Origin of the sequence: Nitrosomonas sp. Is35 (assembly GCF_033063295.1) — a bacterium.
Classification (GTDB): Bacteria; Pseudomonadota; Gammaproteobacteria; order Burkholderiales; family Nitrosomonadaceae; genus Nitrosomonas.
Window position 1 is genome coordinate 2907992 of the sequence record NZ_JAWJZH010000001.1, and the last position, 22439, is coordinate 2930430.

At 50.9% G+C, this 22439-nt stretch carries 17 protein-coding genes; 9 read left to right on the top strand and 8 right to left on the bottom strand.

Features of this window, described 5'->3' with window-relative positions; genetic code table 11:
- Nucleotides 1–4: 4 nt before the first annotated feature.
- Nucleotides 5–1306: a GGDEF domain-containing phosphodiesterase gene (locus tag R2083_RS13575; RefSeq protein WP_317538750.1), complete on the top strand. Its 1302-nt coding sequence runs from the start codon at nt 5–7 to the stop codon at nt 1304–1306.
- A gap of 16 nt (nt 1307–1322) precedes the next feature.
- Here the strand turns inward: R2083_RS13575 and R2083_RS13580 are convergent, their stop codons facing one another.
- Both R2083_RS13580 and R2083_RS13585 read right to left on the bottom strand, forming a co-directional pair.
- Nucleotides 1323–1832: a hypothetical protein gene (locus R2083_RS13580; protein ID WP_317538751.1), complete on the bottom strand. Its 510-nt coding sequence runs from the start codon at nt 1830–1832 to the stop codon at nt 1323–1325.
- Nucleotides 1829–2428 carry a glycoside hydrolase family 19 protein gene (locus R2083_RS13585; protein ID WP_317538752.1) on the bottom strand — a complete coding sequence of 200 codons (600 nt, stop codon included), beginning with the start codon at nt 2426–2428 and terminating at the stop codon, nt 1829–1831. Before R2083_RS13585 ends, R2083_RS13580 begins: the two co-directional genes overlap by 4 nt.
- A gap of 100 nt (nt 2429–2528) precedes the next feature.
- Here R2083_RS13585 and mutL point away from each other — a divergent pair, with 100 nt between their 5' ends.
- From mutL to R2083_RS13600, 3 genes are all read left to right on the top strand, one after another.
- Nucleotides 2529–4319, top strand: coding sequence for a DNA mismatch repair endonuclease MutL (gene mutL / locus R2083_RS13590; RefSeq protein WP_317538753.1), 1791 nt, complete (start codon nt 2529–2531; stop codon nt 4317–4319).
- Between the two features lie 114 nt (nt 4320–4433).
- Nucleotides 4434–5753 carry a carboxypeptidase-like regulatory domain-containing protein gene (locus tag R2083_RS13595; RefSeq protein ID WP_317538754.1) on the top strand — a complete coding sequence of 440 codons (1320 nt, stop codon included), beginning with the start codon at nt 4434–4436 and terminating at the stop codon, nt 5751–5753.
- Nucleotides 5754–5825: 72 nt separating this feature from the next.
- On the top strand, nt 5826–6218 hold the full coding sequence (locus R2083_RS13600) for a surface-adhesin E family protein (RefSeq protein WP_317531777.1): 393 nt from the start codon (nt 5826–5828) through the stop codon (nt 6216–6218).
- Between the two features lie 346 nt (nt 6219–6564).
- Here R2083_RS13600 and R2083_RS13605 read toward each other — a convergent pair whose 3' ends face one another.
- From R2083_RS13605 to R2083_RS13620, 4 genes are all read right to left on the bottom strand, one after another.
- Entirely contained in the window at nt 6565–7833 is a 1269-nt protein-coding gene (locus tag R2083_RS13605) for a lipase family alpha/beta hydrolase (RefSeq protein ID WP_317531778.1), read from the bottom strand.
- A 192-nt stretch (nt 7834–8025) separates the two neighbouring features.
- On the bottom strand, nt 8026–8856 hold the full coding sequence (locus R2083_RS13610; RefSeq protein WP_317538755.1) for a pyruvate, water dikinase regulatory protein: 831 nt from the start codon (nt 8854–8856) through the stop codon (nt 8026–8028).
- Nucleotides 8853–11228 (bottom strand): phosphoenolpyruvate synthase, encoded by a 2376-nt coding sequence (gene ppsA / locus R2083_RS13615; RefSeq protein ID WP_317538756.1) that lies wholly within the window; start codon nt 11226–11228, stop codon nt 8853–8855. The genes R2083_RS13610 and ppsA overlap by 4 nt, the downstream gene beginning before the upstream one ends.
- Before the next feature lie 63 nt (nt 11229–11291).
- Nucleotides 11292–12251: a LysR family transcriptional regulator gene (locus tag R2083_RS13620; protein WP_090316580.1), complete on the bottom strand. Its 960-nt coding sequence runs from the start codon at nt 12249–12251 to the stop codon at nt 11292–11294.
- Between the two features lie 162 nt (nt 12252–12413).
- On the opposite strand from R2083_RS13620, the gene R2083_RS13625 reads away from it, so the two are divergent.
- The 5 genes from R2083_RS13625 (at nt 12414) to R2083_RS13645 (ending at nt 17056) form a co-directional block, all read left to right on the top strand.
- Entirely contained in the window at nt 12414–13889 is a 1476-nt protein-coding gene (locus R2083_RS13625) for a ribulose-bisphosphate carboxylase large subunit (RefSeq protein ID WP_090316584.1), read from the top strand.
- 20 nt (nt 13890–13909) lie between these two features.
- A complete protein-coding gene (locus R2083_RS13630; protein WP_090316586.1) occupies nt 13910–14344 on the top strand; it encodes a ribulose bisphosphate carboxylase small subunit in 435 nt (144 codons plus the stop codon).
- Between the two features lie 138 nt (nt 14345–14482).
- The gene (gene cbbX / locus R2083_RS13635; RefSeq protein WP_317531781.1) at nt 14483–15424 is read left to right on the top strand and encodes a CbbX protein; all 942 of its coding nucleotides are present in this window, start codon (nt 14483–14485) and stop codon (nt 15422–15424) included.
- Between the two features lie 33 nt (nt 15425–15457).
- Nucleotides 15458–15805, top strand: coding sequence for a hypothetical protein (locus R2083_RS13640; protein WP_132423988.1), 348 nt, complete (start codon nt 15458–15460; stop codon nt 15803–15805).
- 33 nt (nt 15806–15838) lie between these two features.
- Entirely contained in the window at nt 15839–17056 is a 1218-nt protein-coding gene (locus tag R2083_RS13645) for a class II fructose-bisphosphate aldolase (protein ID WP_317538757.1), read from the top strand.
- Between the two features lie 90 nt (nt 17057–17146).
- On the opposite strand, the gene R2083_RS13650 is transcribed toward R2083_RS13645, so the two are convergent.
- Together R2083_RS13650 and R2083_RS13655 are read right to left on the bottom strand one after the other, a co-directional pair.
- Nucleotides 17147–17851 carry a TIGR02594 family protein gene (locus R2083_RS13650; RefSeq protein WP_317538758.1) on the bottom strand — a complete coding sequence of 235 codons (705 nt, stop codon included), beginning with the start codon at nt 17849–17851 and terminating at the stop codon, nt 17147–17149.
- 65 nt (nt 17852–17916) lie between these two features.
- A complete protein-coding gene (locus tag R2083_RS13655) occupies nt 17917–22419 on the bottom strand; it encodes an Hpt domain-containing protein (protein WP_317538759.1) in 4503 nt (1500 codons plus the stop codon).
- Between the last annotated feature and the right edge of the window lie 20 nt (nt 22420–22439).

Consider the following 22439-nt stretch of genomic DNA (forward strand, 5'->3'; position numbering starts at 1 on the left):
ATTTATGACTGTACTTGTTTATCAGGATTTCTTGCAACACGCTTCCCGCCAATTGGGCAGTGCCCACCCCAGCGGTCTACGCAGCGCGGTGCTGATCGTCAACTTTGAGCGGCTGGCGGAATTGGACGGCGTGCTTGGCTTTACCGTCGTCGACGACATTCTGCAACAAATCGCCGGTCAGCTCAGAAACGCTTTAAATCCGCGAGATCTGGTCGGTATAACCGGACGCTATCAATTGTGCTGTTTACTGGCCGATTTGCTCACCGATGCGCATGCCATGCTGGCTGCGCATAAAATTATCCGGATTTTGGCACAGCCTTTTGCATTTGGCAGAAGAAACATCATCCTTGCTCCGCGCATTGGCGTGGCTTTACCCGATGAAAGCAACCATACGCTCGATCAACTGATGAGCAGCGCCAGTTCGGCGGTACGTCAGGCAAAACTGGAGCAAGAGCCGATCAAGCTTTTTGTGGCCGAATTGCAAGACCCCTTGCTTTTTCATATCGATCTTTGGTCCGATCTGGGAAACGCCATCGAAACAGGCGGATTGCATTTGGGTTATCAACCGCAAATCGATATACCCAGCGGCAAGATCAAAGCAACCGAGGCGTTGCTGCGTTGGAATCACCCCAATCATGGACCGATTCGAACGGATAAATTAATCCAGATCGCGGAAGGAACCGCGCTCATGCCCAAACTCACTTTATGGGTTTTCCACACCGCGTTGAGAGAATGTGCTGAATATCGCAAGGCCGGATTACATGCCGGTATTTCGATTAACTTTTCCGCCGACGATCTGCGCGATCCGGAACTCACGGAACTGGTTGCGCAAGGCTTAGCCTTGTGGAATGTCCCGGCTGGCGATATCACCATCGAGCTGACCGAAACAGCGGTAATGGCCAGTCATGCTGGCACACTGGACACTTTGCATCAGCTTAAAAACATGGGCATAAAACTCGCCATGGACGATTTTGGAACGGGATATTCATCAATGGCGCGCATGTTGGATTTGCCTTTGGATGAAGTAAAAATCGATATGGTGTTTGTCCGGCATATGGCAACCCGCCATAAGCATGACCGTATCGTCGATTCCATGATCACTCTCGCGCACCGCCTGAATCTGTCGGTGGTTGCCGAAGGCGTGGAAGATCTTGCGACTTATCAGCGTCTACGAACATTAGGATGTGACGTCATTCAAGGCTACCTCATTGGCAAAGCCATGCCGTTGCCGGAGCTCATCAAAGCGGTCAATAATCAATCCTTCGATTTTTTGCGAACCTCGCCGCACACGGCAACTGAAAGCTGAATTGCGTTCTGCCGGATTAATCAAATCCCGGAATCTGGAATTCATCCCGGTCAGCAGACAAGTTTGCATGGCTGAAAAATTCTTCGCTTAATTTCGACACCGGCACATCCCGGCATTCCAGATTGGCAATCCGTTGCCCGTTCTTCTCCACCGCAACACCGTCCTTCGCGCCCCATCCCTTGCCGATCGCGGTATAGACAATGTAGTGATGCTGCCCGTTGATAAAACGCAGATAACCGCCGCCACCGCCTGCGAACATCAGTGTTCGCGCTTGCACGTACGACGCAGCCGGGGCGGCTTTCGTCAAACCGGGAAACACCAGCTCAGGTGCGCCTTTTAATCCGAAACGGTATTGCAGATAACCGCTATTGGCGGAAAAATCGTTCGATGCGCATACCGAAACCATTTTCTTGCCGAGCGAGCAAGAAAAGACGATTTGCTCCTGCGCGCTGCAATGCGATTCCCCGGCCCAAACGGGCACGGCAATCAAGCCGAGCAATCCGCCGATTAACGTAACCGTTTTCAAGCCAATAACGCGTAATATTGTTTGAAATGGTTAATCCGGTCATCCAGCCCCAGCGTTCCGCCATTCACTTTCTTGGTGATCCTGGTTACCACGTCATCGCTCGCGCCTTGATCGGCCAGATCATTGAGCGCTCTGGTACTCCAGAACCACGCCGCGGATAACAGCGGATATTTGGTTTTGACCCAATCCGGATTGGCGGCTACATCGTCGCCGATCGCCTTGGCAAGTGCGCTGTAATTATCTTTACCGGTTAGTTGAATATAGCCTCGGCCACGGTATTTATAGCCTTCTTTGCTGGCCTCGTCCCCGTTTCCCATGCGATTGGCATAAACGCGCGAAGCGATTTTCTCCGGTTGGCGGGCATAGCTATCCGCCAGATCGCCGGGAAAGTATTTTGAAAATACTTTTTTCAATCCATCGGCGGAATAATTCAGGTTTTCTTCCAAAGCTTTGAACTCTGCACTCTCGTGGGCGCATTGTGCGAGAAAATGCGCCAGACGCAAGGGTGAATCGATACCAAACTTGGCGGCGCAATCCGGGATTTGGACCAGCACGGTATCGGGAACATGGGTTTTCAGATTATCCAGGGGTAACATCTTCGCTCTCCCAAATGTTTAATAGTGAAATGACTGGTCGGCATACAATGAATTTGGTTGCTTCCGCATTATAATCACAATTTTATAACCGCAGCTTGTTATGCCGACGATTAAACCGCTCCCCGAATTATTGATTAACCAAATTGCCGCTGGCGAAGTGGTCGAACGCCCTGCGTCGGCGCTCAAGGAAATGCTGGAAAACAGTATTGACGCCGGCGCCAAAAAAATCACCGTGCAATTGCAGCAAGGCGGGGTGAAGCAAATTCGCGTCACGGATGACGGCAGCGGCATCGCCAAAGACGAATTATTGCTGGCGCTAACGCGCCACAGCACCAGCAAAATCAGCACACTCGAGGATTTACACCGGATCACCAGCTTGGGTTTTCGTGGCGAAGCACTCGCCAGTATCGCGGCCGTTTCCCGGTTGACCTTGACCAGCCGCCAAGCCGGGCAAAGCCATGCGTGGCAGATCGGCATTGAAGGCAAAGCGGTCTCGCAACCCGAGCCCGCCTCGCTGACCAGCGGAACAATGCTGGATGTCAATGATATGTACTTCAATATCCCCGCCCGGCGCAAATTCCTGAAATCCGAAGCCACCGAGTTCGCGCATTGCGACGAAACCTTCAAACGCCTGGCGCTATCGCAAGCCGGGATTGAATTCGTGCTGCAACATAACGGCAAAGTGCGCCGCCTGTTACGCGCCACCAGTTCCGCGCAACGGATCGCGGCGGTTCTGGGCGAAGAATTCGGGCAGACAGCGGCCCCGGTAGATGAACAATCCGCTGACATGCGCTTGCACGGTCTGGTGGCATTACCGGCTTATGCGCGGTCTTCACGCGACGCGCAGTATTTTTTTGTCAACAACCGCTTCGTCAGCGATAAATTGATTTCGCACGCATTGCGCGAGGCCTACCGCGATGTATTGCACCTGGACAAGCACCCGGCCTTTGCGCTGTTTCTGGAAATCGACCCGGAAAGCGTCGATGTCAATGTGCATCCCACCAAAACCGAAGTCCGCTTCCGCGAAGCGCGTGCATTGCATCAATTCATTTTTCACGCGATCAACAAAGCGCTCGCCACGCCCAACAGAACCATCAATACCGCTGAACCGGAACAACCAGCCCGGTCATTCCCTGCCTATCCTAAGACCGGTCAGGCACAATCCGCACCGGTGTCGCAACCAGGCAGTTTTTACGGCACCTTGTTTGGCGTGGAACCGCGCGCATACCCGGCCCCACCCGTCAACGTCTTAGTCACAACAGCGGAAAAATCCGGGCAACCGGTTGCAACGGAAGAAAAACAGGACAGCCACCCGCTCGGTTTCGCGCTGGGACAACTGCACGGCGTCTATATCCTGGCGCAGAATGCGCGCGGCTTGGTGGTTGTCGACATGCATGCGGCACACGAACGGATTATGTACGAACAACTCAAGCAGGCACTCGATCAGCATGAAATACTGATGCAGCCGCTGTTGATCCCGGTCGTTTTTCACGCCGGCAGCCTGGAGGTTGCCGTTGTTGAAGAAAATCACAGCACGCTGGAACAACTGGGGTTTGATATCGCGATCCTGTCACCCGCCACGCTGACCGTGCGCGCAGTTCCGACCACGCTGAAAGATGCCGATATCGCCCAGCTCGCCCGTGACATTCTGCGCGAAATCCGCGAATACGGCGCCAGCCAGATTCTTACCGCGAAACGCAATGAAATTCTCGCCACCATGGCTTGCCACGGCGCCATCCGCGCCAACCGCAGATTGACCCTCGAGGAAATGAACGCCTTGCTGCGCGATATGGAACAAACCGAACGTGCCGGTCAATGCAATCACGGCAGGCCGACGTGGTTTGAAACCAGTCTGGCTGATTTGGATAAGTTGTTTATGCGGGGGAAATGAAGCGATGCCGCCGATTCATATCTTTACGATACAAATCACTCACATTACGCTAACATCAGTGTGCTGGGAGAAGTTCTTTTTCTTGATACCGGACATTGAAAAAGGGGAAATAACATGAGTGTGAGCGCAAGTCGCGGAGATTTCTTTGCGGAGATGAAAGAATGGGCAAAAGTTAACGTGCTATGGATCGCCGCTCATGTGATCAACTTATTATTTGGCATAGCCATCTATATCTTTAAAATACTGGATGGCGAAAGCGGCATTCCCATTCTCCCAATCGTCATTTCCATGTGCATCGTCTTTGTGCATATCTTCACTTATCCGATTGAAGCGTTACCGGCGGAAGGATCGACGCAAGACGAAAGAAAAAGAATCGAAGACATCAGATCCCGGCAGCGCAATAAATGGATGATCTTTGCGTATAGTTTCATGTTGATATCACTGTTGCTGACTTTTTATCCTTTCATCAACCCGCTGTTCAGTTTTGTGGAAAAAACATCCGGTCAATCCGGCGGAACCGTTCAGCAGGAATCCACTGAACAAGAAAAGACAAAACCCGATGCAGGACGATACCTCAAAACATTGCGTGAACGGCCGATCGCTGTATTTGTCGGCTGCTCCTTGGATCCAAAAGCAAAAACCTTGCTTTGCTCCAAATCTGATGCCGAACCGGAAGGCGATGCTCAAAAAGCGCAAAATCCGGGAGGCGGAACTGCTGGCAAAGCATGGGTCATCAACATCGGCGGACATATCGACCAGTGCACTAAAGACGACGACCCAAATTTCGGCAAGTCGGTCACCTGCCAAGTAAAAGACGGCCTGCTCATCCCGCTCTATTTCATCATTATGGCGTTGATGGGCGGCAGTATCAGTCTCACCCGGCGGCTGCCGGAACTGCAAAAGCAAGCGGGCTCGGAGCACATCGCCACAGAACAGCAACCCAAACTAACGCAATACGAATTCCGCGAGCACCTGATCTTTCAGATGGTGCAGTATATCTCGGCGCCGTTTCTGGCAATCCTGGCGTATTATCTGATCGAACCGGGCAATATTACCAATTCGGTCGTGCTGGCCTTCACCGCCGGATTCGCATCGGAAACGATCCTGCTCATGGTGCGGTCGATCGCCAACAAAATCACCCCGGGAAGCGGCGAAGCACTACAATATGGCGCGATTGCCGGTGTCGTCACGATTCAAGACGCTGCCGCGAAGAAAGCGGAAGTATTTCTGACCGAATTACCGCAAATTCACTCGATTACCGACGAGCAAGGATTTTATGTGTTGAGTAACGTACCTGTCGGCGAGCATAGCATCAGCGTCAAATCGACCGACAATGAAGCGATTCTGAAAAAAGACACGGTAAAAATCGAACGCGCGCAAGCCATCGTGAAAAAGAATCTGACAATTGCCGTCGATGATGGAGGACAAAAATAACGGAATATTACGTTCCGTTATTTTCACCCGGAGCAATTCCGCCCGGATAACAAAAAACAACAATAAGGCTTTATGAGAAAAATATTCTTTGGTTTAACCCTGATGTTCGTCAGTACCGGCACAATGGCCGAATGGAACCGCATCAGCGAAAGCGACCGCAAAGGCGGTTCAGTTCTGTATAACGACCCGGCCTCGCTCCGCAAAGCAGCGGGCCGGGCTAAAATGGCGGTTCTATTCGATTACCCAACGCTGCAAAAAGCCGCTGGGGCGGAGTTTCTATCGGAAAAAATCCGGCGCGAATACAACTGCCAGGAAAAACAAATCCGCACCCTCGCCTACTCACTTTTCAGCTTGAACATGGAACACGGCGACCTAGTGCGCTCGTACAACCAGCCGCAGAAATGGGAAATGGTAAAGCAGGGCAGCACAGAGGAAATGGAGTGGAAGGTGGCGTGTAGTGAGTAAACTCGCGACACCGGAAAATTCCCGTCAATCAGCCGCTGGCACCGGGTCGGATCGTTTTCTATGCAACAGAGAAAAACGGAATTAATGGAAAGATCAAGATTCTTTCCAGCAGAAATTGCCCGGAACTGGTACCTTTTCACAAGCGAATACGGAATGCGCAGATTGAATTTTCAAATGAGCGCTGGTTTACATGGAGGCTTTGACGCTGAAAGATGCCATCCATGTGAATACAACAGTGAATGAAGAAAACATCGCGTACCCAGCCGACAGCAAGTTGGTGGTCAAGATCATCAACCGCCCGAACAAGATTGGCAAAGCACATAGTGTTTCCAGTGATGCACTTTCGTCAAGGAGTGTTTTTTTTCTGCAGCCAGTTAGGCCAATCAGTCTCAGTGACACCCGGTACTGGTCGTCCCCAGGTCTCGCCGCGGAAGGTATTGGATAGATGCCGGATGATCAATCGTTGCACCAGATTAACGTTCGGCAAAGTGGCATGAAAACCGGCAGTCGCCAGCATAGTTTTGTCTTGAATTTCCCATATGCTTAAATCATCCGGCGTCACACCCACCAATTGTTCACGAGGCAAAAAGCCGGGGCAGGCGCCCAGAAAAGGTACTATGCCATCGCCGGTATCCTCACTGTTCGCGCCCTGATCATTAGGATCAGGTAAGACAAAAACCGGTTGATTTTTTTTGAATTCAATTTTGGCATTGAGCGAGGTTTTGGCACCCAAACCGACAATCGCCAGCCAGCCACTCCGCCCGCCACTGATAAGTTCACTATTATTCAAGTCCAACCCATTAGCCGTTTGCGCCAGTTCTTTCGCATTGGTTAGAAAATTCTTTAACAGGTCTTTGGCTTCAATATCAGCACCAATGCGTCGAATGAATGAACCCATCGTATCAAGAATCGATTGTTGCCAATTATCGGCTTCGAACAAGTCAATGCTTTCGTCATTTTTGCCGGTGACTGCATTTTCAAAGTTAGGCAACAACTGATAAAGGGATGGCATCATCCTGGCGGTTTCTCGTTCGCGGTCGCGGGGTAACGGACCGGTGAGTTCACCCATGCCGGTGGTAACCTTGCGAATGGCATCGATTGAGCCTCTGAATGGCGTGGCGACAGTCACCACCTTGCCAACCTTAGTGGGTATTTTTTGCGTTTGGCATTGATGCAAATAGATCGTTAGTACCAAACCACCCATCGAATGCGCCACCAAATCGACCTGATTTGCTGAATCTTTTTTGTAGTGCGGCAGCAAATTGGTTCTAGCCAGGACTTCGTCGATAAACAAACCTAACTGTTCAGCGGTCTGAAAATTATCCTTGCGCCAATCGTAACCAAAAGCAAAAACAGGAGTTGGTTTTTCAGGTGTTTTGGTAAGATCATAACGCAAAGCCTCTACCAAATCGCCGTAAGCCAGCGGGAATGGATTTGTCGCCAATACTCTGGCGGGCTCTCTGGCTTCATAGCGTAGGTCATCGGGATGCAAGGTGATGCGTTCGTACTCCTTGCGCAACACCGCCGTCCATACCTCCTCCACTGAAATCGGATAATAATCAGCCAGCGAAGTGCCGGTAATACCGGGAATCACGATCACGGGATTTTGTGACACAACTTGCTCCTCATGGTTGGTGGGCTGTAGCGTAAAGATTCACCGAGACCGGATTGCATTGCTCCAGACAAACACCGTATCAGTTGACTGGATAATCGGCTTTGTTTGAAGTACCGCAGATTTTATTCACCGATTTCTCGCAACTTTTTTGGATCATACCGCGTTACCAGCCGGTTAGCAAAGGCTTAGCGGTTACCCATACAACCGCCGCTTCAACCCGCAACGATTCAGTATGATCGCGCTGATTTCCTCGATGGAAATGCGCGTGGTATCCAGATACGGAATATTGCACTGGCGAAACAACGATTCCTGCCATTGAATTTCCCGCTGGCATTGCGCCAGTGAGGCGTATTGACTGTCCGGGCGGCGTTCCTGGCGGATGAAGTGCAGTTGTTCGGGAATCAGCGTCAAGCCAAACAATTTACTTTTTACGTTTTCCAGCACGTCCGGTAACCGCATGACGGGCATGTCATCCGGCGTCAGCGGATAATTCGCTGCGGCGATACCGTATTGCAAGCCCAGATACAGGCAGGTTGGTGTTTTGCCGGAGCGCGAAACACCGGTCAGGACGATGTCGGCTTCGGCGAGATGTTTCGGATTGACGCCGTCGTCGTGCGCCAGCACGTAATTGATCGCGGCGATGCGCTTGAAATACGACGGATGATGCTCGACGCCATGCGAACGTCCGGCTTTTCGCACCGACGATTGATGCAATTCTTCCTCGACCGGATGGGTGAAGGTTTCAAAAAAATCGTAGACGCGGCAGTTTGCCTGTTTTATGACTGAGAGAATTTCCGGCTTCAACAAAGTGCTGAATACCAACGGACGGTAGCCATCGCGCCCGGCGGCTTGGTTAATCTGCATCAACACCGCTTTGGCTTTCTCAAGATCGTCCAGAAACGGCACGTTGATGGTCTCCCACTCGATACCGTCAAATTGCGTCAGCAAACTATGTCCGAGCGTTTCCGCAGTGATGCCGGTACGGTCTGATAAGTAGAAAACCGTGCGTTTTTGCTTCGTCATCGCTTGCTCAACTTAGCCAAATCCAGCCAGGTCTGCATCACCGAATCGGGATTCAACGATAGGCTGCCAATGCCTTGCTCATATAACCAAGCGGCGAAATCCGGATAATCCGACGGTCCTTGCCCGCAAATACCGATGTATTTGTCTTGCTTGCGGCATGCGTCGATGGCCATTGCCAGCAATTTCTTCACAGCCGGATTACGCTCGTCGAACACATGCGCGACCAGACTGGAGTCACGATCAACGCCGAGCGTGAGCTGCGTCATGTCGTTGGAACCGATCGAGAAACCATCGAAATGCTGCAAAAATGCTTCCGCCAGCAGGGCATTCGACGGAATCTCGCACATCATGATCACGCGTAAGCCGTTTTTACCACGCTCCAGCCCATGCGAAGCGAGCAACGCAACCACCTGTTCCGCTTCTTCCAAGGTGCGGCAAAACGGAATCATGATCTCGACGTTGGTCAACCCCATATCGTCGCGCACTTGGCGCAGCGCACGGCATTCCAGCGCAAAACAATCGCGGAACGCGGGCGCGAGATAGCGCGATGCGCCGCGAAAGCCGATCATCGGATTTTCTTCGTGCGGCTCGTAGCGGTCGCCCGCGAGCAAATTGGCGTACTCGTTGGATTTGAAATCGGAGGTGCGTACTATCACCGGGTGCGGATAAAACGCCGCCGCCAGGGTGGCGATGCCCTCGGTCAATTTGTCCACATAAAAACTGATGGGGTTCTGATAACCAGCGATGCGGCTAGCGATTTCCCGTTTCAAATCATCGGACAGTTGATCGAATTCCAGCAACGCCTTGGGATGGATGCCGATCATGTTGTTGATGATGAATTCCAGCCGGGCCAGCCCCACACCTTGATTCGGCATGCGCGAGAAAGAGAAAGCGTGCGACGGATTGCCGACATTCATCATGATTTTCAGCGGCAAGTCCGGCAATTTTCCGGCATCCGCAGTGGTATGTTCAAATGCCAGTAAACCGTCATACACATAACCGCTATCGCCTTCCGCACAGGAAACCGTGACTGCCGCGCCTTCCTTGATCTGCGCCGTGGCATCGCCGCAGCCGACCACGGCGGGAATGCCCATTTCGCGCGCGATAATCGCCGCGTGGCAAGTCCGTCCGCCACGATTGGTGACGATCGCCGAGGCGCGTTTCATAATCGGTTCCCAATCCGGGTCGGTCATGTCCGTCACCAAGACATCGCCGGGCTGGATTTGATGCATCTGATCAATCTTCGTGATCAGTCGCGCCGTTCCCTGACCGATCTTGCTGCCAATCGCACGTCCTTCGGCCAGCACGGCCCCTTTGCCCGTCAGCTTAAAGCGCTCCAGCACCAATGAAGAACGGCTTTCCACCGTTTCCGGCCGCGCCTGCACAATGTACAGTTGCCCATCCTGCCCGTCCAAAGCCCATTCGATATCCATCGGACGGCCATAATGCTGTTCGATGATCACCGCTTGCCGCGCCAGCGCTTCGACTTGCTCATTCGAAAGCGAAAAACGCATGCGCCGCGCGGTTTCAACATCGCGCGTCAACGTCAATGCAGCGCCGTCACTGTTTTTATCCGCGTACACCATCTCAATGGCTTTAGTGCCCAGCCGCCGCGACAAAATGGCAGGCTTCCCGGCGGCCAGTCCGGGCTTGTAGACATAGAATTCATCCGGATTGACGATGCCCTGCACAATGGTTTCACCCAATCCATACGCCACCGTGATGAAAACCGCCTCGCGAAAACCGGATTCGGTATCCAGCGTAAACATCACACCGCTGGCGCCGAGGTCGCTACGCACCATTTTCTGAATTCCGGCGGACAGATACACTTTGTCGTGCGGGAATCGCTGGTGCACGCGGTATGCAATTGCCCGGTCGTTATACAACGAAGCAAACACCACCTTGATGGCTGCGATGATTTGATCCAAGCCATGCACATTCAGCAACGTTTCCTGCTGCCCGGCAAACGATGCGTCGGCCAGATCCTCGGCAGTCGCCGACGAGCGCACCGCAAACGACACATTTTCGCCGCTATTGGCGGCCAATTTTTCATAAGCTTGCGATACCGCTTGCAGCAATGCATCCGGCAGCGCGGCATTCAGCACCCAGCCGCGTATCGCCTTACCGGCAGCGGATAGCGCTTGCGTGTCGTCGACATCCAAGCCGTTCAACAACTGATTGATGCGATCCGTCAGTCCATTGACATTCAAAAATTCCCGGTATGCCTCGGTGGTGGTAGCAAAACCCGCCGGTACATTAACACCGGCTTGCGCCAGATGACTGATCATCTCCCCCAGCGAAGCATTTTTTCCACCCACCAGGGCGACATCGTGCATCGTCAATTGATCAAACCAGGCGATATAGTGTGTCATTGGGAAACTCCTATCGGCGAATAATTAACAAGTAACTTTCCAGTAGACGGTTACGCAGCAAACTTAATGCTGGCTGTCTTTTAATAATGGGCAATGCCCGGAAATTGCATGACGGCATGATAAATCATCTAGGTAATCCGATGCCTGACGCAAATACTCCAAGAACGTCTGCGCTACAATCGATAACTGTTTACCGGATGGATAAGCAAAGTACCAGTCACGTTCAATTGGAAATCCATCAACATCGAGTATCGCCAGCTGCCCCATCGGCGCATCGAGTGTCAAAGTATGTCTGGATAAGACAGCGATACCCAGTCTACCGACAATAGCTTGCTTAATCGCTTCATTGCTTCCCAACTCCATGCGGACTTTCAATTTTTTATTTTGCTCTGAAAAAAAACGTTCTGTCGCCATTCTCGTTCCAGAACCCGGTTCGCGCATAATGAAGAGTTCATCGCAAATACGCTCAATGCTGATATTTTTTTCGCAAGACAAGGGATGATCGGCCGATGCCATAACAACCAGCGGATTGTCTAAAAACACTTCCGCTACGGCATCAACCGCATCCGGAACTTGGCCCAGAATGTAGAGATCGTCTTGATTGTTGGTTAATCGCTCCAAAACACGCTCACGGTTTGTCACTTTTAGCGCAACATCTATATTTGGATATTTCTGACAAAACATACCCAGCAAACGCGGCGTAAAATATTTCGCAGTAGTCACCACTGCGAGCCGGAGCTTGCCGGATTTCAGACCTTTCATATCCGATGCGATCATTTCAAAACGGGAGAAATGTTCAAAAATACCCAGACAAGTTTTATATAGCTCTTTTCCTGCATCCGTCAGATAGATTTTTTTACCAATTTGTTCAAACAATGGCAAGCCAATTTCATCCGTCAGTTTTTTGATTTGCATCGATACTGTCGGTTGTGTCAGAAACAATTCTTCGGCCGCACGCGTGAAGCTCTTCAATCGCGCGATCGCTTCGAATACCTCCAATTGTCGTATGGTGCTATGGCGCACGAGACTCTCCTTTCCATTTTAATCATAGACAAAATCTATCAATACCATTGTAACAATTGATTGTTATTTATGATTGAATGATTCTACTATAATTTTCACTCGCTGATAGCTACTTCATGACCAAAGTTTATAGCGTGTGCTTTCAATAACTTGGAGAAAATTATGGCTTCTGAAACTATGAAAGAAGGTAAAGAGCGTTACAAATCCGGTGTTATCCCTTACAAAAAAATGGGCTATTGGGAGCCCAGCTATGTCCCCAAAGATACGGACGTCATTGCGCTGTTTCGCATTACCCCTCAGCCAGGAGTAGATCATGAAGAAGCAGCGGCGGCAGTCGCGGGCGAATCATCTACAGCGACATGGACCGTGGTATGGACTGATCGACTAACTGCTTGTGAGCTCTATCGTGCTAAAGCATATAAGTCTGAGCTGGTACCAAACACTGGTCCGGGTACTAACAACGAGGCGCAATACTTCGCCTATATCGCCTATGATATAGATTTGTTCGAAGAAGGTTCGATCGCAAACTTAACCGCTTCCATTATTGGTAATGTGTTTGGCTTCAAAGCTGTCAAGGCGTTGCGTCTCGAAGATATGCGCATTCCCGTAGCTTACCTCAAAACCTTCCAAGGCCCTGCAACCGGTATCGTGGTTGAACGTGAGCGCTTGGATAAATTTGGCCGCCCATTACTTGGCGCTACCACCAAACCTAAATTAGGTCTCTCGGGCCGGAACTATGGCCGCGTGGTTTATGAGGGACTTAAAGGTGGCCTGGATTTCATGAAAGATGATGAGAATATCAACTCACAACCCTTTATGCATTGGCGCGATCGTTTCCTGTATTGCATGGAAGCAGTCAACAAGGCATCTGCCGCTACGGGTGAAGTCAAAGGGCATTATTTGAATGTTACGGCCGGCACCATGGAAGACATGTACGAAAGAGCCGAGTTTGCAAAATCTCTGGGGTCAGTCATCGTTATGATTGATTTGGTGATCGGCTATACCGCGATTCAGTCAATGGCAAAATGGGCGCGCAGGAACGACATGATATTGCATTTGCACCGCGCGGGTAATTCAACTTATTCTCGCCAAAAAAATCACGGCATGAATTTCCGCGTAATCTGTAAATGGATGCGTATGGCAGGTGTCGATCATATCCACGCAGGCACGGTTGTCGGTAAGCTGGAAGGTGATCCACTGATGATCAAAGGTTTTTACGATACTTTACGCGAAACACGTACTGAAAAAAGCCTGGAACATGGATTGTTCTTTGATCAAGACTGGGCATCATTGAATAAATGTATGCCGGTTGCTTCCGGCGGTATTCATGCCGGTCAGATGCATCAGTTGATCGATTACCTCGGCGAAGATGTGATACTGCAATTCGGTGGCGGTACCATTGGCCACCCTCAAGGCATTCAGGCTGGCGCAGTAGCAAACCGTGTAGCACTTGAAGCTATGATTATGGCGCGCAATGAAGGCCGGGATTACGTAAAAGAAGGCCCGCAAATTCTTGCAGATGCTGCGAAATGGTGCACGCCGCTTAAACAAGCATTGGATACGTGGAAAGACATCACCTTTAACTACGATTCCACGGATACCGCTGACTTTGTGCCATCCACAACTGCAAACGCTTAATCTTTTCAGGAGAAACAATCATGATGACCAATCACGGGAATTTACTCACACAGGGCCAATTCTCTTTTCTGCCTCCGTTGACCGACAAGCAAATTTCAGCACAGCTCAAATATGCGTTGAAAAATGGTTGGGCAATCGGCATTGAATACACTGACGACCCTCATCCACGCAATACCTATTGGGAAATGTTTGGCAACCCAATGTTTGATTTGAAAGATCCGGCAGGAATCTTGCTGGAAATCAATAGTTGCCGCAAAACTTTTCCAAACCACTATATCCGCGTGACTGCATTTAATTCGACACGCGGGGTGGAAAGTCCAACCATGTCGTACATTGTTAACCGGCCCAAGAAAGAACCAGGGTTTAGTTTAGTACGCCAGGAAGGTGCTGGACGAAGCGTTAGTTACACCATTCATTCCTATGCAACTGACAAGCCGGAAACTGAGCGCTACTAGCATAATAAAAACAAGGTATCTCTCTCCCTCATGGGGAGAGAGATACTAATAATACAAACAGTTACCAGAATAAAGGCATTAATATAATTAATGCATTTCACAATCTCCATCTCATGAGGCCTCAAAGAGTGATTAAACATGCCTAAGCAATCTAAAAACTTAACTTCATCCGAAGGTACATTAATTGATTTAGATGCAGAATTCCGCGAATCGAATATCCAGGAAGTACTGGATAAACTGGATCGTGAACTGATAGGTTTAATCCCTGTGAAGACTCGCATTCGCGAAACCGCCGCGTTGTTACTGGTCGATCGTGTTCGCAAAAAACTGGGACTATCTGCAGGTGCGCCCAGTCTACACATGTGCTTTACTGGCAATCCTGGTACCGGGAAAACGACTGTAGCTCTGCGCATGGCAGAAATCTTACACCGCCTCGGCTATGTGCGTGAAGGACACCTGGTTTCAGTGACCCGGGACGACTTGGTCGGTCAATATATTGGACATACCGCCCCCAAAACAAAAGAAGTGATAAAAAAAGCGATGGGGGGCGTTCTTTTCATCGATGAAGCTTATTACCTTTACAAACCAGAAAACGAACGTGATTATGGCGCAGAATCAATAGAAATTCTGTTGCAAACGATGGAAAATAATCGCGAAGACTTAGTCGTTATTTTGGCGGGTTACAAAGATCGTATGGATAAATTCTTCCATAGCAATCCCGGCATGCGCTCGCGCATAGCGCACCATATCGACTTTCCGGATTACGGTCCGGATGAGTTAGTTGCGATCGCTAAATTGATGTTAGAAAGCCAAAATTACTGTTTCAGTTCAGCCGGGGAAGAAGCATTTGGAAAATATATACGTCTGCGCATGAAGTCGGAGCATTTCGCCAATGCGCGCTCGGTTCGTAACGCGCTTGATCGTGCTCGCCTCCGCCAAGCAAATCGATTATTTTCCGGAACAAAGAAATCATTATCCAAAACTGATCTCATCACATTAGAAGCGGAAGATATTCTAGCGAGTCGTGTTTTTCTTGAAAGTACGTTGGATAGTGAACCGAATACAAAAAATAAAAAATAAAAAATAAAGACTCAAGACATATTTTCGATAGCGATGGAAACGCTGACACTACCCTGGCGCATCTTCCCAAAAACGATCGAAGCAGCATGTTATAACCGCGGGCGGCTTGCGCTGCTGCGATTAGGCTATCCACTGCGAGTTACATTACTGAAACATCGTGGATTAGAAGTCATCTTAGACAAGACTATGTGGCTATGTGTTGATAGCAATAAAGATGACCAGCCTATTCTGGCATGGCGCGAGTTTCAGATTCACGGACGACGTAACTTACATCTGCCGATTTCTTGTGAATTGTGGCTATACCATAGCTGTGCAGGTCTCATCATGGGCTCAGCGCTGGATGATTTGGATCAGGTACTTGAAAATTATGCATTGAAATAATTTTCTCACCCCCCTAAATTTCTGAGGATAAAAATGCCACTTGTAGATATGCGCGATATGTTGAATCATGCTTATCAAAACAACTACGCAATCGGTGGTTTTGGATTAGTAAGCCTGGATTTCCTGGAAGCTATTATCAAAGCAGCCGAATCCTGCCGTTCACCCGCCATTCTTAATATTTCCGAGCCGCTCTTCACAACGAACGATTTCAGATTAATCATTCCAGCAGTTGAACGCGCCGCACATCAGGCTAAAGTACCGGTAGCTATTCACTTTGACTATGCAAAAAAGCGTGAATCCATTGCCGAGGCTATTAACTTGGGATGCAATAGTGTCATGCTGGATGTTTCCTCAGAATCGTTTACCGGCAATATCGCTCAAACCAGCCGTGCCGCAGAATTAGCGCACGCATGTGGCGCTGCAATTGAGGGTATGCTTGGTTTTGCAGGTGGCACGGAAGGGGAAAACACGATCAATCACCTGGGCGAAGCTATTTATACTTCAGCCGAAGAAGCAAAAGCATATGTCAACCGTACCGGCATAGACTTTCTCGCCGTATCCATTGACACTCTGCATATCCGCCAGCACAACCGGATAAAACTCGATTTCAAACGTCTGAAACGAATTAATGATGCAATTGGAATTCCACTGGTGTTGCATGGCGGCAGCGGCTTGATTGAAGATCAGTATCATAAGCTAATCTTAAATGGCGTCGCCAAAATCAATTGCTATACAGAGCTTTCCGATATTGCGGCAGCAACCATTCATTCCAATATTAAAACGCGCGCCAGAAAAGGCTATATCGAGGTTCTCCACGGAGTAACAGAGAACCTATTTGAACAAATCAAGCAGTGGATGCATCTTTGGGGTTCTGCAGGCCGTGCAGCGGAAGTATTGATTCAGTGCCGTCCTTGGCAGCCCGCAGAACAGATTATCCTTTGCTACGTTGAAAGCCATCGCTTACGGCAATTGGATGCCCTGATCGAACAAAGCCGCAAAACTTTGACGGCTATTCCGGGTGTACGTCAAGTTTTCTCCGGCTGGGCGCCTTCTGAATTGAACCAGTATCGCTTATGCTGGCGTATTCAGCTATCCCATTCCGATGCCATTAACAACCTACAATCCCATCCGGAGTATATCTATTTTTTCAATCAATTATCCCGATCGATTGATCCTGAAAAAATCAGTATTACTTTTGCTCCGACTTTATCTAATACGGAATTTAGGTTTAAGGAATTAGTAGATGCATAACCTATGCTTGCACCTGGCTGTTAAAATCCTATCCTGGTCAAAACCGGGTTACATCCCATACGCCAAGTGCTGACTTGTGAAGCATAAAAATCAAGCTTCATTCACCGACAACCCTTCATTCCTGTCTTTCAGAACAACGCTGGTATTCAGAGAACTAGCGGTTTTAGGCCAGCGCGCGCCGCGCAATCTGTCCTTGCTCAACCACATCAGACACACGGCGTCGGATTGATTGCCGCCAAGAATTTGATAGGCATCGTCATCCTCACCGGCATAGAAACCTACATGACCTTTTCCGCTCGCCAGCGATTCGCGCCAGAACACCATGATAGCGCCCAGACGAGGATTGGTAGGGACGCCGAATTTTTCCCATTGCCGCGCACCCAGTGGATTTCCCGGCAATACTTCCTGCTGCAGGGTGGTTCCGACACAGTGCGCCACGAATAACCCGCACCACGGCACATCGTCACCGGCATAACTGATATCGAGATTCTTGGCCCAATCCATGATGTCAGGATTGTTCTTGTTGCCGAGCACTTCCTTCGTGCCCATTAAGTGCCGCGCTTCTTCAAACCAAGGGAGTAATGGGGCGTTCACCGGAATAGCCGACGGCGTACCGGAAAAAAGTGCTGCGGAAGTTTTCGGGCCCACGATACCATCCACTTCAAGCCCCTGGTGCTGCTGAAATTGCATCACTGCGGCGATGGTATTGCGTCCCCAGATGCCGTCGATCTCGCCCGGATCAAAACCTTTATTCTTCAGCGCTTGTTGAATTTGTTTGACTGCACTGCTTGCCATCATCCCTCCCGGAATTTCTATGAATTGAATACATAGCCCAGGGTGGAATTATGCAGTATTTCTTTCTATAGCTTCCACTTCTTACGTTTCCCGATCAGATCGGACAGATGATCGAGCAGTTCATCTTCTTTGTAAGGTTTGCCAAGAAATACGTCAACGCCCAGATCCTTGGCGATTTTCCGGTGTTTTTCCGCGGTGCGGGACGAGATGATGATCACCGGCATATGCGCCGTTGCGGGATTGTCACGCACTTTCCTGATCAATTCAAAACCGTTCATTTTCGGCATTTCCAAATCGATCAGCATGACATCCGGAATGGTTTCCTGAAGAATGTCGACCGCTTCCGCGCCATTCTTTGCGATCAGCACGTCGCAACCTTCGCGCTCCAGCAGGCGGCAGGTGACTTTGCGCACGGTCAGCGAATCGTCCACCACCATGACAGCGGGCGGCGTGGCTGTTTTCTTTTTCTTCGCTGGAGTCAGCGCGGTAACCGGCGTACTGAGCACTTTCTGCACATCACTGCGCTGCATCAGTTTTACCGGATTCAGGATCAGAATCACTTCACCGTCACCGGTAATGGTGGCGCCTTCCACGCCCGGCGCTTGCGCCAGTTGCGCGCCGATATTCTTCGCCACCACTTCGTTGCTGCCGAGCAATTCGTCGACATGGACCGCCAGATGCTGGGTACCGCTATGCAGGAACAAGACCTGACTGTGTTTGGCGGTTTCCGGCACAACGCCGGATTCGCCCAGCAAATGCGACAGATGTGCAAATGGATAGGTTTTTCCATTGTGGGTAACACAGTGATCCTGGTAAATTTTCTGCAACTTTTCCGCATCGAATTCACATTGCTGCTCGACAATAAAAGCGGGAATCGCGTAGGTTTGCTTGCCGGTGCGAACCATCAACGTTTGCGCGACCGATAAAGTCAGCGGCAGGTTAATCGTGAAAACCGTTCCCTGATTGGGAGTGGATTCCACGCTGATGCGCCCGCCCAGCATCGTAATCTCATTCTTGACGATATCCAGACCAATGCCGCGCCCCGCTATTCCCGTCACCGAATCGGTGGTCGACAAGCCGGGCATGAAAATCAGCGGCATCGTCTTGTCATCGTCGAGCACTGCATCGTTGCGAACCAAACCTAGCCGCTGCGCTTCCTCGCGGATGCGCGGCAAATTCAGACCGCGGCCATCGTCGCTCAACGTGATGGTCACTTCGTTACCTTCCTGACGCAACCGGATTTCGACTTGTCCGGCCTCGGATTTGGCCAGCCGCTGTCTTTCCTCCGGTTCTTCGATACCGTGGGCGATGGCGTTGCGCAGCAGGTGTTCCAGCGGCGGATTGATTTTCTCCAGCACATTGCGGTCAATCTCAACGTCAGCGCCATGAATCTCGAGACTGGCTTTTTTGCCCAAATCCTCGGCCACTTGCCGGGCGATACGGTAATAGCGTTCGGCATAGTTGCTGAACGGGATGGTACGGATTTGCAGCAACGATTGCTGCAACTGCCGGTTCATCACCGCTTGCTGCGCAACCGCTTCTTCAGCGGCAATCTGCGTAGTCCGCAAGCTTTTTTGCACGCTGATGATGTCATCGACGCTTTCCGCCATCAGCCGGGTCAATTCCTGGAAACGTGAAAAGCGGTCAAACTCGAGCGGATCAAACGCCGGTTCGCTTTCCTGTTGATGGGCAAGATGCGATTGCATTTGCGTTTCCGCTTGGATTTCCACTTCACGCATCTGATCGTGCAAGCGATGTGTGCTTTCCGTCAAATCCTGCAAGGATTGTTTGAAATTATTCAGCTGTGCCTCGATTTTTGAGCGCAGAATGCTGGCTTCTCCAGCATCGTTGACGAGGCGGTCAATCAGCTCGGAATTGATGCGCAGCAACGTTTTGGATTGCAGCAGCCCGGTTGTTTCGGCGGGCGGTTGCGCCAGTTCGGCGATCGCCACGGCCGCGGCAGTCAGCGCATCGTTTGACGGAACCGCAGCACCTTCATCGCGCTGAAGCTGTTCGATCTCGCCACTGATCGCATCAAATTCACTTTCCAGCTGATCCAGCGCGGCATCGGAGATATTGCGCTCGCGGAAAGCCGTTTCCACATGGCTTTCCATCGCATGAATCAATTCACCCAATTGCATGGCGCCCGCCATGCGCGCACTGCCTTTCAGGGTATGCAGTAAACGCAGCAATGCATGATGGATATCCTCGTCTTGCGGCAACATGCGCCACGCACGCAGTTTTGCGCCCATGCGCGGAATGATGTCGTGTGTTTCTTCCAGAAATACCGCAAGCAATTCCGGGTTGATCCGGTCAGCCGGTGCGACAGCGGGCGGTAGCTGTTCCGGCTGAGCCGGTTCGGCCGGAACCGCAGGTGCTTCGACGGTTTTGACGCGCGTCAGCAGTTCTTGCGCCACTCGCAGTAATGCGTCCGCATCAACCTCGGCAACGCCATGTTCGCGCAAATCGTCACACCATCCGCCATACGCCTGGCAAGCCCGGTCAACCAAGTCGAGCAGCGGATCGGAAGCGGATCTGTTTTCACTTAACCAAAGATTCAGCACTTGCTCCAGATTCCAAGCCACTTCACTCAAATCATCAAGCTTGACCATGCGGCCGCTGCCTTTCAAGGTGTGAAATCCGCGCCGCGCACTCGCCAGCGCTGCTTGATCGGTCGGATTGATGCGGCATTTGCGTACATCGCTGGCGATACCGGCCAGCACTTCACCCGCTTCTTCCAGGAAGATACCGAGCAACTCGGGATCGATAGCGGCACTCACCGCCGCAGCGGATGCGGTGTCTGCGCTTAGCGCGGCAGCAGGTGGCGTAGCCATTGGCACCGGCGAGGTTGCATTGGCCGGATTGGCTGCGATCTGGAACAGCTTGATGGCTTCCTCGACAATCTGCTGGCTATCGGGTTGCCCGCTGCGCAATGCTTCGATGTAGAAACCCAGGCTGCTCAATCCGTCGACGAGCAGAACTTGCTCGGTTTGGACAATCTCGTAGCCTGACTTTGACAGTTTCTCAACCAAACCGTAGCAAAGATGCAGCAGCGTGTGTGCACGCTCCAGATCCAGCATGACTAGCGTACCGGAGACTTGCTTGAATAAATCCGGCAACAGCGGCAATTCCGAACGTTGGGCGGGTTCAAAAAAGAATTTATCCAGAATGCTTTCGATGTGCGCCAGGTTGGTCAGAATCTCCTGCGCCACCTGCGCCAATAATTCTTTTTCCTGTGTTTTGCCATCCAGCACTTTGAATGTCGGCGCGGGCGGCAATTCGCCGATCTGGATATCGCCCGTCGTGATGCCGTGCAGACGGGAATCAATCACATCGATCTGGGAGGGCAGATCGTCCGGCAGCTTATAAAAATCGTCAATAATGCTTTCAACCAGCAGTAGTGCCGTGGCCATTTCCATCGCCAGCTCTTCACTCGTTTCCTGCGGATGATCGTGCAAGTACGTTACCGTATCGCCAATGGCATCGATCAATTTCACCAGCGGCGCACATTCCGTTTGCCGTGCTTGGTGGCTGAGCCAGTCCACGTATTCCAATAGCGAAACCAGGCTTTCCTGATGCCCGGCACAGAACTCGCGCCAGATATCGTTCGCCTGCATCAGCGTATCGCGCAACCTATCCAGTATCGGACGCAGCGTTTCCGCTTCTTCAAACGTCGGCGTATCTTGGTTCTTGGTTTGGCCGGGCCAAGTGTAACTGTGTTTGATCGCGTTAATGCGCGCGCTGTCCGATTCGCTGTGCGCGATGTGGCAGAGCAATTCGCGCATTAACATGGACGTGTTGCCGGTCGTACCCGCCGCCAAATGGCGGATGGTTTGCTCAATCTTTCCGCACAGGCGGCGAACCGGTAAATCGATTTGGCTGCTGTCCAGTTGCAGCAAATCTTCCAGAAAACCGGCCGTCACCCACCAGAATGCACGCGCATCGGTAGTTCCGGGAAACGCCTCGATTTTATCCGTCACGGCGGCCATTTGCCGCAAGCCGTCCTGATTCGATGGATCGCGCAACCACTTCAGCAAACCAGCTTGATACTCGGCGCCCAATTGTTTGGCCAGGATCTTGGTGGCAGCCGCATCGATATGCGCGGCTTCGGCTTTTAATGCCGGTGCAGCCGCCAAACGGGGGAAAAACAAGTCACTTTCGGGCGCGTTCTCAAAACCGTACACCTGCATCAAACCGCGATACGCCGGGAACAGCCGCAGCGGATTTTCTTCCGCACCATCGATCAATTCGTTCAAGTAGAACAGCAACGCCTTGGTGGATTGCTTCAGCGCATCGAATACCGGCGCACTGGGTTCAATTTTCTTACTGATCAGCGCTTCGACCAATTGCTGCATTTTCCCAGTCACGATGGAGATGCTGGTTAATCCCAGCATCTCCAGTAAACCGTCCAATTGATGAATATACTTGCGGCAATCTTTGATCAGATCGGCTTTATCGGGATGCCGACTGTATACCTCCAGGTTTTGATCGATCAGTGCGAAGACTTGGTCAATCCCGTCCTTGATCCCGATAATCGAAGCAATATTCAGTTTGGCTTGCGCGCTCATATTTTTGTACCATCAATCGA

Bases quoted from the DNA above. Each gene is read 5' to 3' on its own strand.
- R2083_RS13655 (WP_317538759.1), bottom strand. From the start codon at position 22,419: ATGAGCGCGCAAGCCAAACTGAATATTGCTTCGATTATCGGGATCAAG.
- R2083_RS13575 (WP_317538750.1), top strand. From the start codon at position 5: ATGACTGTACTTGTTTATCAGGATTTCTTGCAACACGCTTCCCGCCAA.
- R2083_RS13640 (WP_132423988.1), top strand. From the start codon at position 15,458: ATGGAAACGCTGACACTACCCTGGCGCATCTTCCCAAAAACGATCGAA.
- R2083_RS13645 (WP_317538757.1), top strand. From the start codon at position 15,839: ATGCCACTTGTAGATATGCGCGATATGTTGAATCATGCTTATCAAAAC.
- R2083_RS13600 (WP_317531777.1), top strand. From the start codon at position 5,826: ATGAGAAAAATATTCTTTGGTTTAACCCTGATGTTCGTCAGTACCGGC.
- R2083_RS13625 (WP_090316584.1), top strand. From the start codon at position 12,414: ATGGCTTCTGAAACTATGAAAGAAGGTAAAGAGCGTTACAAATCCGGT.
- R2083_RS13585 (WP_317538752.1), bottom strand. From the start codon at position 2,428: ATGTTACCCCTGGATAATCTGAAAACCCATGTTCCCGATACCGTGCTG.
- R2083_RS13630 (WP_090316586.1), top strand. From the start codon at position 13,910: ATGATGACCAATCACGGGAATTTACTCACACAGGGCCAATTCTCTTTT.
- cbbX (WP_317531781.1), top strand. From the start codon at position 14,483: ATGCCTAAGCAATCTAAAAACTTAACTTCATCCGAAGGTACATTAATT.
- R2083_RS13595 (WP_317538754.1), top strand. From the start codon at position 4,434: ATGAGTGTGAGCGCAAGTCGCGGAGATTTCTTTGCGGAGATGAAAGAA.
- R2083_RS13650 (WP_317538758.1), bottom strand. From the start codon at position 17,851: ATGGCAAGCAGTGCAGTCAAACAAATTCAACAAGCGCTGAAGAATAAA.
- ppsA (WP_317538756.1), bottom strand. From the start codon at position 11,228: ATGACACACTATATCGCCTGGTTTGATCAATTGACGATGCACGATGTC.
- mutL (WP_317538753.1), top strand. From the start codon at position 2,529: ATGCCGACGATTAAACCGCTCCCCGAATTATTGATTAACCAAATTGCC.
- R2083_RS13610 (WP_317538755.1), bottom strand. From the start codon at position 8,856: ATGACGAAGCAAAAACGCACGGTTTTCTACTTATCAGACCGTACCGGC.